At 64.1% G+C, this 12,328-nt stretch carries 8 protein-coding genes; 5 read left to right on the top strand and 3 right to left on the bottom strand.

The features are described from left to right. The first annotated feature begins 832 nt into the window (after positions 1 to 832). From rpoB to J2X62_RS19555, 3 genes are all read left to right on the top strand, one after another. Positions 833 to 4,339 (top strand): DNA-directed RNA polymerase subunit beta, encoded by a 3,507-nt coding sequence (gene rpoB, locus J2X62_RS19565; RefSeq protein ID WP_032365281.1) that lies wholly within the window; start codon positions 833 to 835, stop codon positions 4,337 to 4,339. Positions 4,340 to 4,470: 131 nt separating this feature from the next. Next, positions 4,471 to 8,427, top strand: coding sequence for a DNA-directed RNA polymerase subunit beta' (locus J2X62_RS19560; protein ID WP_027498213.1), 3,957 nt, complete (start codon positions 4,471 to 4,473; stop codon positions 8,425 to 8,427). A gap of 167 nt (positions 8,428 to 8,594) precedes the next feature. After that, on the top strand, positions 8,595 to 8,984 hold the full coding sequence (locus J2X62_RS19555) for a VOC family protein (RefSeq protein ID WP_045840689.1): 390 nt from the start codon (positions 8,595 to 8,597) through the stop codon (positions 8,982 to 8,984). Between the two features lie 17 nt (positions 8,985 to 9,001). Here J2X62_RS19555 and J2X62_RS19550 read toward each other — a convergent pair whose 3' ends face one another. Next, a complete protein-coding gene (locus tag J2X62_RS19550) occupies positions 9,002 to 10,387 on the bottom strand; it encodes an MFS transporter (RefSeq protein WP_310182690.1) in 1,386 nt (461 codons plus the stop codon). Positions 10,388 to 10,454: 67 nt separating this feature from the next. Here J2X62_RS19550 and soxR point away from each other — a divergent pair, with 67 nt between their 5' ends. After that, positions 10,455 to 10,892, top strand: coding sequence for a redox-sensitive transcriptional activator SoxR (gene soxR / locus J2X62_RS19545; protein WP_174557295.1), 438 nt, complete (start codon positions 10,455 to 10,457; stop codon positions 10,890 to 10,892). 38 nt (positions 10,893 to 10,930) lie between these two features. On the opposite strand, the gene J2X62_RS19540 is transcribed toward soxR, so the two are convergent. Continuing rightward, positions 10,931 to 11,293: a nuclear transport factor 2 family protein gene (locus tag J2X62_RS19540; protein ID WP_310182688.1), complete on the bottom strand. Its 363-nt coding sequence runs from the start codon at positions 11,291 to 11,293 to the stop codon at positions 10,931 to 10,933. Between the two features lie 76 nt (positions 11,294 to 11,369). On the opposite strand from J2X62_RS19540, the gene J2X62_RS19535 reads away from it, so the two are divergent. Further along, positions 11,370 to 11,864, top strand: a complete 495-nt coding sequence (locus tag J2X62_RS19535; protein ID WP_032390574.1) for a MarR family winged helix-turn-helix transcriptional regulator — start codon at positions 11,370 to 11,372, stop codon at positions 11,862 to 11,864. A gap of 31 nt (positions 11,865 to 11,895) precedes the next feature. On the opposite strand, the gene J2X62_RS19530 is transcribed toward J2X62_RS19535, so the two are convergent. Continuing rightward, complete coding sequence (locus J2X62_RS19530; RefSeq protein WP_032390573.1) at positions 11,896 to 12,318, bottom strand: VOC family protein; 423 nt, start codon at positions 12,316 to 12,318, stop codon at positions 11,896 to 11,898. Positions 12,319 to 12,328: the final 10 nt, after the last annotated feature.

Here is a 12,328-nt window from a genome sequence, read left to right as displayed (position 1 = left end):
TCGACCAATCGAACCCCCTCGTCGACGACCCCCGTTGCGACAAAGTGAATACAATCAGACCGCGGGCCGGATTTCTATAGCAACCGAGGGGTTGCGTCGATCGGGTCGGTCTGCATGGTCGATCACGGCTCGACCGTTGTCGTTGCAAATGAAATGCGTGTTCCACCAATATCTTTCGTGATTGTCGCGAAGGATCTGACAGCTCACGCGGGAATCGCGGTCCGCAACCCGGCTCAGGCCGTAGTCACCGGAGCCCCGATCCAACGAATGTCGATCGGCAGATCCCTCGGTAGCGATTCGTCCGGGTCGCCGCGATCGGCGGGATGAACGGCTGAAGCGAACAGCTGGAGTGAACGGCAGGGCTGATCCGCTTCCGTGTCGGTCTGGGAGGGCCGACAGAATCGCGTTTGTGCCAGTCGTCACATCGGTCGCCTCGGGCCGGGTCGATGCGTCGGTTTCTCGCGGACCTCTTGACGAAGGGAGGCGCAAGGTTCACTCTTGTCGTCAGGAGCACCCCCTTGCGGTATCGGGCGCACACCTGTTCGAGGCGGCGTGGCGACACGCTTTCCTCGACTCGGTGCGAGAACGGACCTCGGGTGTTACTTTTGATGCCCCCGTTGCGCTGCGCGCACATTTGGGGTACCTTTGGACGTTGCGCTGGCTGCCTCCTGTCCACCTCTCGATCGCTGTTACCCGAAAGCACGTTTTCGGGCCGCTGTGATGGGGATTCGGTCTGGTTGCGACCAGCCGAAATTCGCCCCACATATAGCAAACAGATACAGCGGCGGTCGCCATGTCGTTTCGGTTGACAGAACGGCGCGACCCGCGTGAGGTGCTGGAAGGACGCATCTTGGCAGTCTCTAGCCAGACCAAGGCAGTTGTCGGAACACCGGGAGCCCCGAGGAGGGTTTCGTTCGCGAACATTCGCGAGCCGTTGGAGGTACCCGGTCTCCTCGATGTACAGACGGACTCGTTCGAGTGGCTGGTAGGTGCGCAGAGTTGGCGCGACCGTGCCGCCGCCCGTGGAGACAGTGGTGTCTCCGGCGGACTCGAGGACATCCTGACCGAGCTCTCTCCGATCGAGGACTTCTCGGGCTCGATGTCGCTCTCCTTCTCCGACCCACGATTCGACGAGGTCAAGGCCTCGACCGATGAGTGCAAGGACAAGGACATGACGTACGCGGCTCCGCTGTTCGTCACCGCCGAGTTCATCAACAACAACACCGGCGAGATCAAGAGCCAGACGGTCTTCATGGGTGATTTCCCGATGATGACCGACAAGGGCACCTTCATCATCAACGGCACCGAGCGCGTCGTCGTCTCGCAGCTGGTGCGTTCTCCGGGCGTCTACTTCGATCACTCGATCGACAAGACCACCGAGAAGGACCTGCACAGCGTCAAGGTCATCCCCGGCCGCGGTGCTTGGCTCGAGTTCGACGTCGACAAGCGCGACACCGTCGGTGTCCGTATCGACCGCAAGCGTCGTCAGCCCGTCACGGTGCTGCTGAAGGCTCTCGGCTGGTCCACCGAGCAGATCACGGAGCGCTTCGGCTTCTCCGAGATCCTCATGGCCACGCTGGAGAAGGACAACACCGCCGGTACCGACGAGGCTCTTCTCGACATCTACCGCAAGCTGCGTCCGGGCGAGCCGCCGACCAAGGAGTCGGCGCAGACCCTGCTGGAGAACCTGTTCTTCAAGGACAAGCGCTACGACCTCGCTCGCGTGGGTCGCTACAAGATCAACAAGAAGCTCGGCCTCAACTCGGGTCAGCCCATCGTGGCGTCGACCCTCACCGAGGAAGACATCGTCGCGACCATCGAGTACCTCGTGCGTCTGCACGCAGGTGAGACCTCGATGACCGCACCCGACGGCGTCGAGGTTCCGGTCGAGGTCGACGACATCGACCACTTCGGCAACCGTCGTCTGCGCACCGTTGGCGAGCTCATCCAGAACCAGATCCGCGTGGGTCTGTCCCGCATGGAGCGCGTCGTGCGCGAGCGTATGACGACTCAGGACGTCGAGGCGATCACGCCGCAGACCCTGATCAACATCCGTCCCGTCGTCGCTGCGATCAAGGAGTTCTTCGGAACCTCCCAGCTCTCGCAGTTCATGGACCAGAACAACCCGCTGTCGGGTCTGACGCACAAGCGTCGCCTGTCGGCACTGGGACCCGGCGGTCTCTCTCGTGAGCGCGCCGGCCTCGAGGTCCGCGACGTGCACCCCTCGCACTACGGCCGCATGTGCCCCATCGAGACCCCGGAAGGCCCGAACATCGGCCTGATCGGTTCGCTCTCGGTGTACGCACGCGTCAACCCGTTCGGCTTCATCGAGACCCCGTACCGCAAGGTCGTCGACGGCAAGGTCACCGACGAGGTCGATTACCTGACCGCCGACGAGGAGGATCGCCACACGCTCGCGCAGGCGAACTCCCCGGTCGACGATTCGGGTCACTTCATCGAGGACAAGATTCTCGTTCGTCGTAAGGGTGGAGAGGTCGAGTTCGTCTCGTCCGACGACATCGATTACATGGACGTCTCGCCTCGTCAGATGGTGTCCGTCGCGACCGCGATGATTCCGTTCCTCGAGCACGACGATGCCAACCGTGCCCTGATGGGCGCGAACATGCAGCGTCAGGCTGTCCCGCTGGTCCGCAGCGAGGCTCCGATCGTCGGTACCGGCATGGAGCTGCGTGCCGCTGTCGACGCCGGTGACGTCGTCATCACCGAGAAGACCGGTGTCGTCGAAGAGGTCTCCGCCGACTACGTCACGGTCATGGCCGACGACGGATCGCGCAAGACCTACCGGATGCGCAAGTTCGCGCGTTCCAACCAGGGCACCTGCGCCAACCAGCGTCCGATCGTGGACGAGGGACAGCGCGTCGAGTCCGGCCAGGTCCTCGCCGACGGCCCCTGCACCGAGAACGGTGAGATGGCTCTCGGCAAGAACCTGCTGCTGGCGATCATGCCGTGGGAGGGCCACAACTACGAGGACGCGATCATTCTGTCGCAGCGCCTCGTGGAAGAGGACGTTCTCACCTCGATCCACATCGAGGAGCACGAGATCGATGCTCGCGACACCAAGCTCGGTGCCGAAGAGATCACTCGCGACATCCCGAACGTCTCCGACGAGGTCCTCGCAGACCTCGACGAGCGCGGCATCATCCGTATCGGTGCCGAGGTTCGTGACGGCGACGTGCTGGTCGGAAAGGTCACGCCGAAGGGCGAGACCGAGCTGACCCCCGAAGAGCGCCTGCTGCGCGCCATCTTCGGTGAGAAGGCTCGCGAAGTTCGCGACACCTCGCTCAAGGTTCCGCACGGCGAGAACGGAAAGGTCATCGGCATCCGCGTCTTCTCGCGCGACGACGACGACGATCTGCCTCCCGGCGTCAACGAGCTGGTCCGCGTCTACGTGGCTCAGAAGCGCAAGATCCAGGACGGCGACAAGCTCGCCGGCCGTCACGGCAACAAGGGCGTCATCGGCAAGATCCTCCCGCAGGAGGACATGCCGTTCCTGCCCGACGGCACCCCGATCGACATCATCCTCAACACCCACGGTGTTCCGCGTCGTATGAACATCGGTCAGGTCCTCGAAACCCACCTGGGTTGGATCGGCAAGACCGGTTGGAACGTGCAGATCGCCGCGGACGGCAGCAAGCCCGATTGGGCCGAACGCCTGCCCGAGGAGATGCTGGCGGCTCCGGCCGACAGCAACATCGCCACCCCGGTGTTCGACGGTGCCAAGGAGAATCAGCTCGCCGGCCTGCTGGAGAGCACGATCCCCAACCGCGACGGCGAGCAGATGGTCGGATCCGACGGAAAGGCCACGTTGTTCGACGGCCGCTCCGGCGAGCCGTTCCCGTACCCGGTGTCGGTGGGCTACATGTACATCATCAAGCTGCACCACTTGGTCGACGACAAGATCCACGCTCGTTCGACCGGGCCGTACTCGATGATCACGCAGCAGCCCCTCGGTGGTAAGGCTCAGTTCGGTGGACAGCGCTTCGGTGAGATGGAGTGCTGGGCCATGCAGGCCTACGGTGCCGCGTACACGCTGCAGGAGCTTCTCACCATCAAGTCGGACGACGTTGTCGGCCGCGTGAAGGTGTACGAGGCGATCGTCAAGGGCGAGAACATTCCCGAGCCCGGTATCCCCGAGTCCTTCAAGGTGCTCCTCAAGGAGCTCCAGTCGCTGTGCCTCAACGTGGAGGTGCTGTCCTCGGACGGCGCTGCCATCACGATGGCCGACGGTGACGACGAAGACCTCGAGCGTGCCGCAGCCAACCTGGGAATCAACCTCTCCCGCAACGAAGCTGCCACGGTCGACGACCTAGCGCAGTGAACGCAGTGAACGCGGTCATGCAGCCAGCTCAGTAGTTCAACGGTCTGCCGGATCCGCCCCAAGCGGATCCGGCAGGCGTTTCTCTCATTTGCTCTTCCAGCACAACACCCATAACGGGGAAAGGAAGTTACGTGCTCGACGTCAACTTCTTCGATGAACTTCGCATTGGCCTTGCCACTGCGGACGACATCCGTCAGTGGTCCTACGGCGAGGTCAAGAAGCCGGAGACCATCAACTACCGCACGCTCAAGCCCGAGAAGGACGGCCTCTTCTGCGAGAAGATCTTCGGCCCCACTCGGGACTGGGAGTGCTACTGCGGCAAGTACAAGCGCGTCCGCTTCAAGGGCATCATCTGTGAGCGCTGTGGCGTCGAGGTCACTCGCGCCAAGGTTCGTCGTGAGCGCATGGGCCACATCGAACTGGCCGCTCCGGTCACGCACATCTGGTACTTCAAGGGTGTGCCGTCGCGTCTGGGCTACCTGCTCGACCTGGCTCCGAAGGATCTCGAGAAGATCATCTACTTCGCTGCATACGTCATCACCACGGTCGACGACGAGCTCCGTCACAACGAGCTCTCGACGCTCGAGGCCGAGATGGAGGTCGAGAAGAAGGCCGTCGCAGATCAGCGCGACGCCGATCTCGAGGCTCGTGCGCAGAAGCTCGAAGCCGACATCGCCGAGCTCGAAGCCGAGGGTGCCAAGTCCGACGTGCGCCGCAAGGTCAAGGACGGCGGCGAGCGCGAGATGCGTCAGCTCCGTGACCGCGCGCAGCGTGAGCTCGATCGTCTCGAAGAGATCTGGACCACGTTCACCAAGCTCGCTCCCAAGCAGCTCATCGTCGACGAGCTCATCTACCGCGAGCTCATCGACCGGTACGGCGAGTACTTCACCGGTGCCATGGGTGCCGAGTCGATCCAGAAGCTCATGCAGACCTTCGACATCGATGCCGAGGCGGAGTCTCTTCGCGAGACCATCCGCAGTGGCAAGGGTCAGAAGAAGCTGCGCGCGCTCAAGCGTCTGAAGGTCGTCGCTGCGTTCCAGGCCGGCCGTAACTCGCCGATGGGCATGGTTCTCGACGCTGTCCCGGTCATCCCGCCGGAGCTTCGTCCGATGGTGCAGCTCGACGGTGGCCGTTTCGCGACGTCCGACCTCAACGACCTGTACCGCCGCGTCATCAACCGCAACAACCGCCTCAAGCGTCTGATCGATCTCGGTGCTCCCGAGATCATCGTCAACAACGAGAAGCGGATGCTGCAGGAGTCGGTCGACGCCCTGTTCGACAACGGCCGTCGTGGACGTCCGGTCACCGGACCGGGTAACCGCCCGCTGAAGTCGCTGTCCGACTTGCTCAAGGGCAAGCAGGGACGATTCCGTCAGAACCTCCTCGGCAAGCGCGTCGACTACTCGGGCCGTTCGGTCATCGTCGTCGGCCCGCAGCTCAAGCTGCACCAGTGTGGTCTGCCGAAGCTGATGGCACTCGAGCTGTTCAAGCCGTTCGTGATGAAGCGTCTGGTGGATCTGAACCACGCGCAGAACATCAAGTCGGCCAAGCGCATGGTCGAGCGTCAGCGTCCGCAGGTGTGGGACGTTCTCGAAGAGGTCATCGCCGAGCACCCCGTGCTGCTGAACCGTGCACCCACCCTGCACCGGTTGGGCATCCAGGCGTTCGAGCCGCAGCTCGTCGAGGGCAAGGCCATCCAGCTGCACCCGCTCGTCTGTGAGGCGTTCAACGCCGACTTCGACGGTGACCAGATGGCTGTCCACCTCCCGCTGTCCGCCGAGGCTCAGGCCGAGGCACGCGTGCTGATGCTGTCGTCGAACAACATCCTCTCGCCGGCATCGGGCCGTCCGCTCGCCATGCCGCGTCTGGACATGGTGACGGGTCTGTACCACCTGACGCGGCTCGATGCCGGTGCTGTCGGCGAGCGCGTCGACGCATCGACCGATCAGGCCGAGTTCGGGGCGTACTCCTCCCCGGCCGAGGCTCAGATGGCCGTCGATCGTGGATCGCTGACCGTGCAGTCGCAGATTCGGGTTCGTCTCACCACGCAGCGCCCGCCGCGTGACATCGAGAACGAGCTGTTCCCCGAGGGCTGGAACCGCGGCGATGCATGGACCGCGGAGACCACTCTGGGACGCGTGCTCTTCAACGAGCTGCTTCCGGCGGACTACCCGTTCGTCAACGAGCAGATGCCGAAGAAGCGTCAGTCGACCATCATCAACGATCTCGCCGAGCGTTACCCGATGATCGTCGTCGCTCAGACCGTCGACAAGCTCAAGGACGCAGGCTTCTACTGGGCCACGCGTTCGGGTGTCACGATCTCGATCTCCGACGTTCTCGTGCCGCCGGAGAAGCCGCAGATCATGGAGACCTTCGAGGCTCAGGCCGATCAGATCGAGAAGAAGTACCAGCGCGGCGCACTCGACAAGGTCGAGCGCAACTCCGCACTGGTCAAGATCTGGCAGGACGCGACCGAGCAGGTCGGTAAGGCCATGGAGGCTCACTTCCCCGACGACAACCCGATCCCGATGATCGTGAAGTCCGGCGCAGCCGGAAACATGACTCAGGTTCGCTCGCTCGCCGGCATGAAGGGCTTGGTGACGAACCCGAAGGGTGAGTTCATCCCGCGTCCGATCAAGTCTTCCTTCAAGGAAGGCCTGACGGTCCTCGAGTACTTCATCAACACGCACGGCGCTCGTAAGGGTCTGGCCGATACCGCGCTTCGTACCGCCGACTCGGGCTACCTGACGCGTCGTCTGGTCGACGTCTCGCAGGACGTCATCGTTCGGGAAACCGACTGTGGCACCGAGCGCGGCATCGTCACGACGATCGCCGAGAAGACCGCCGACGGCAAGATGATCCGCGACGCTCACGTCGAGACCAGCACGTACGCCCGCACGTTGGCTAACGACGCTGTCGACGAGAACGGCACGGTCATCGTCGCTCGCGGACACGATCTCGGTGACCCGGCCATCGACGCGCTGCTCGCTGCGGGCATCACTTCGGTCAAGGTTCGCTCGGTGCTCACCTGCACCACCGGAACCGGCGTTTGCGCCACCTGCTACGGCCGCTCGATGGCCACCGGCAAGCTGGTCGACATCGGTGAGGCCGTCGGTATCGTTGCCGCACAGTCCATCGGTGAGCCCGGTACCCAGCTGACCATGCGTACCTTCCACCAGGGTGGTGTCGCCGGAGATGACATCACCGGCGGTCTGCCTCGCGTGCAGGAGCTGTTCGAGGCACGTGTGCCGAAGGGCAAGGCTCCGATCGCGGACGTGTCGGGACGCATCCAGCTCGAGGACGGCGATCGTTTCTACAAGATCACCATCGTCCCGGACGACGGCGGCGAAGAGGTTGTCTACGACAAGCTCTCCAAGCGTCAGCGTCTGCGCGTCTTCAAGCATGACGACGGCACCGAGCGCCTTCTGGCGGACGGTGACCACGTCGAGGTCGGCCAGCAGCTCATGGAAGGTGCTGCCGATCCGCACGAGGTGCTGCGCGTGATGGGTCCTCGCCAGGTTCAGATCCACTTGGTCAACGAGGTCCAGGAGGTGTACAGGTCGCAGGGTGTGTCGATTCACGACAAGCACATCGAGACCATCGTGCGCCAGATGCTCCGTCGCGTGACGATCATCGACAGCGGCTCCACCGAATTCCTGCCCGGTTCACTCACCGAGCGCAGCGAATTCGAGTCGAGCAACCGTCGCGTGGTCTCCGAGGGTGGCGAGCCCGCAGCCGGACGTCCGGTCCTGATGGGTATCACCAAGGCGTCGCTGGCCACCGATTCGTGGCTGTCGGCAGCGTCCTTCCAGGAGACCACTCGTGTGCTCACCGACGCGGCGATCAACTGCCGTAGCGACAAGCTCATAGGTCTCAAGGAGAACGTCATCATCGGTAAGCTCATCCCGGCTGGTACCGGCATCAACCGGTACCGGAACATCACGGTGCAGCCGACCGAAGAGGCACGTGCCGCGGCATACGCGGTGCCGTCGTACGACGATCAGTACTACAGCCCGGACGGCTTCGGCCAGGGAACCGGTGCTGCAGTGCCGCTCGACGACTACGGTTTCTCCAACGAATACCGCTAGAGCGACTCCGTCGCACGTGCACGGAACTTCGTAGCCCACTACGAGTTTCCACTCACGACGACAGGGCGTGACCAACAAAGCCCCGCATCGACTTCGGTCGGTGCGGGGCTTTGTTCTATGTGGAGGGGGCGCGGTGAGTTTCCCGCGGCACTCGGGTCGGTACCGGTATGACCGAGCAAACACCCAGCACCATCGTGAACATCGGCGTGGCCATGTTCACCGTCGCCGATCAGGACGCAGCCCTCGATTTCTACTCCCGCGTTCTCGGGTTCGAGATTCGCGGTGATCTGCGCTTCGGTCCCGAGAGTGAATACCGGTGGTTGGAAGTGGCCCCGCCGGGTTCGACGGCGCGGCTCGCCCTCAACCCGCCGATGGGAGGTACGCCCGGTGGCGGGTCCATCGGTGTCGAGACAGCTGACGTCGCGGCCGAGCACAAGCGGCTCAGCGCTCTCGGCGGCGTCGATCTCGACGACTTCATGGAAGAGGTGGACGGCGTGCCGCCGATGTTCGCCTTGCGAGATCCCGACGGCAATTCGATCTGGGTCGTCCAGACCTGATCCGGGCAGCCGACGACCTACGCGCGCTGCGATCGCGCCGCCGCTGCAACACTGACGAATGCCAGCGCCGCAAAGGTGAACAGCAGCAACTGCGCCGATCGCAGCGTCGACGGTTCCCCGAGGTTCACCAGGACACCCGCCAGAGCTGCTCCGAAGGCGTTGGCGATCAGCTGAACAGTGTTGATGGCGGCTGAGGCTCGTGCGCCTTCGCCGGGTTCGGCAACGGAGGTCATGGCACCGACGGCCAAGTGTGGCCACGCGATTCCGATTCCGACGCCCGCGACGAGCAGACCCACTACCCACGTGGTGATGGAACCGGGACCTGCTTGGTCGGCGAGACACGTTGCCACGATGCACAATCCGGCGGCGACGAGGATCGGGCCTGCGATGACGATGCGTCGCACGACGCGTGGAGCGGTGGCCGATGCGCTCGGTATCTCGCCGAGGGTCCACCCGAGCGCCAGTGCGGCTCCGAGGAATCCGGCGGCCAGCGGTGCCAATCCGGCGAGACGTTGGCCGAACAGTGGGATGAAGGTCTCCACCGTGGACGCGACGGCGAGGACGACGATGGTCAGGTATATCCATTTCAGCGCGGACGCGCCGAAGGTCGACGGGGGGAGTACGCCGTGCGCTGCGCGACGGTCGGCGGCCACGAAGGCGATCAGCAGGAGTACTCCTCCCAGGACCATTGCCGCGGTGATCGCGAGGTTGGAGACCACGCCGGCGATACTCACCAGCAGGGCAGCTGTGGTGAGCAGGGTCAGCGACAGTGTCGGTACCGGGCTGGGTTCGGTGGCTTCAGCGGTGTGGGCGGGCAGTGCTCGCGGGACGAGGGCAGCCATGGCCAGAGCTGCGAGAACGAGCACACCGAAGGCCATTCGCCAGGCTCCGAATTGCGCGAAGATGCCGCCGACGGCCGGTCCGGCGAACGTTCCCACACCCCACATGGCCGAGACCAGAGCCGCACCTCGCGTCCAGAGATGTTGCGGCAGTGCGGCATTGATGACGGCGTAGCCGAGTCCGGCCAGTAGGCCACCTCCTGCGCCCTGAATTGTGCGGCCCACCAGTAAGAGTTCCATCGTGGGGCTGACGGCACACACGACGGTGCCGAGAGCGAAGGCCGTCAGGCCGATCAGGTAGGCACCGCGAGGTCCGCGGGCGGCCAGAACTTTGCTGACCAGCATCGAGGAGATGACGGACGCAACGAGGAAAACCGTTGCAGTCCAGGCGTAGTAGCGCTGGCCGCCGATCTCGTCGATGGCTGTGGGGAGCAGGCTGGTCGTCAGGTAGACGTTCGTGGCGTACAGCGCGACGCCGCCGGCGAGAACGGTAGCGGTGCCGAGGTAGCGAGCGCCGAGCAGCTGTCGCCAGGTTCCGGTCGTGGATTGGGTGGGGGAGTGCATGGTGTGTAAGGCTAGGATCTCGAGTGCACTTGAGATCAACTCGTCGTGTCGGCTGGGAGGCAGCATGATCCGTATCAGTGACGAACTGTTGTCTATCGGGGAGGTCGCGGCCAGAACCGGGGCCGCAGTGTCCGCGGTCCGGTATTACGAGACTCTCGGGCTCGTTCCCGCCGAGCGGACGGCGGGCAACGTCCGAAAGTTTCCCCGTCATGCCATTCGGCGGATCTCCCTGATTCAGGTCGCGGTGCGGTTCGGAATACCGCTTGCCGAGGTGGCCGAGGTCTTTGCGTCCCTACCGTCGGGGCGCACCCCGAACAAGCGCGACTGGGCCAAGATTTCGGTTGCATGGAACCAGCGGTTGGAGGATCGGAAGCAGTCGATTGCGCGGATGCAGGAGCAACTCACCGGCTGCATCGGCTGCGGATGTCTCTCCCTCAACAAATGCAGTCTGCTCAATCCAGGCGACGAGCTGGGCAAGGCGGGCCCCGGGGCGCGGCTCATCTGACGCGTACGTCGGCGGTGTCGAGTCTTGTGGGTGGCCGGCTATGGCTGGTCGATGAACGTGTACAGCTCGGTGATCAGGTTGTCCTTCACGACGACGAAGTCCTGGCCCGAGACTACGGCGGGGGCGTCGGGCGGCGACAGTGCCCAGGAGATTCGGGCGACGTCACCCAGGGCGGTGGGCTCGGCAGTGACGGCGAATGTCAGACCCTCGGAGGGCCCGACCAGCGCTCGAATAGCCTCGATGACCGGCTCTCTCCCGGTGGCGGTGTTCTCGGCGTCGTAGAACACCGCGTCCGGGTGATACATGGACTCGATGAGTTCGCGTCGTTTCGCGTCGTCGTTCGTGTTGAATACTTCGACGACGTTGCGGCGTGCCAGCTCTGCGGGAGTGCTGCGATTCATGGTGTGCCCCTAGGGTTGGTGGTCGGGGTTCGGTGCGCCGGTGCCCCCGGACCCAGCATCGCAGAAAGTACGTGACATGTCACCCAGTAACCCCGAAAGCACTCCGTGGTTGACGCCCATCGAGGAATCGGCGTGGCGCGCCTACATGGGTTTGTCGCTGCAGATGACGTTCGAGATGAACCGGCAGCTGACCGAAGAGCACGGTCTGTCCCTGGCCGACTATTCGGTGCTGGTCGCACTGGCGGACAGTCCCGACGGTCGTCGCCGGGTGACCGAACTGGCCGCCGAGATCGGCTGGGAGCGCAGCAGGGCCTCCCATCACCTCGCGCGGATGTCCACGCGAGGGCTCACCGATCGCGCTGTCTCGACTACCGACGGACGGGCCACGGATGCAGTGCTCACCGAGGCAGGCAGGGCCGCTCTGAACGCATCGGCGGCGGGGCACGTCGACGTCGTGCGTCGCCTGTTCTTCGACGCGCTCGCACCCGAGGACGTCGCCACTCTCGAACCGCTTCTCACTCGTCTGCGAGACCACGTGCGAGCCAACGGGACACTGCCGCGGCCGCAGTGAGACACCTCCACCTCGGATGACGACCGGGCGTTCATCCGTGGTGACACACGGCCTCGAGGTCGATGCCGTTGAGGTCCCGCACGAAGGATCCGAAGTAGGTCGCGTGGTATTCCGGCTGTAGTCCTGGAGGCCGGAGTTCGGTCGCGCCCGCCGACAGTGCTGCCGCGTGGAATGCGTCGACTGTGGTGCGGTCCGGTGCGCTGAACGCGAGATGGGTGTGGGGGCCGATCGCCGACCCCGGCGCGTCGACGATCCAGAAGAAGGGCTTCACCTGCGCCCAGCCGAATGCGACCATGGCGAGCTGGTTCGCTTCGGGTGTGTGCGGCACGCGCATGATCTCGGTGATGCCGAGCGGTGCCAGAGCGGCACCGTAGAACTCGGCACTGGCGGCGAGATCGGCGACGCCGATATTGAGGTGGTCGATCTGGGATCCTGTGCGGTCGATGTTCGTCATGCCCTGACGA

Origin of the sequence: Rhodococcus sp. 3258, assembly GCF_031456475.1 — a bacterium.
Taxonomy (GTDB): Bacteria; Actinomycetota; Actinomycetes; order Mycobacteriales; family Mycobacteriaceae; genus Rhodococcoides; species Rhodococcoides fascians.
The sequence above is the reverse complement of the archived record's forward strand: the minus strand, read 5'-3'. Positions and strand labels throughout refer to the sequence as shown.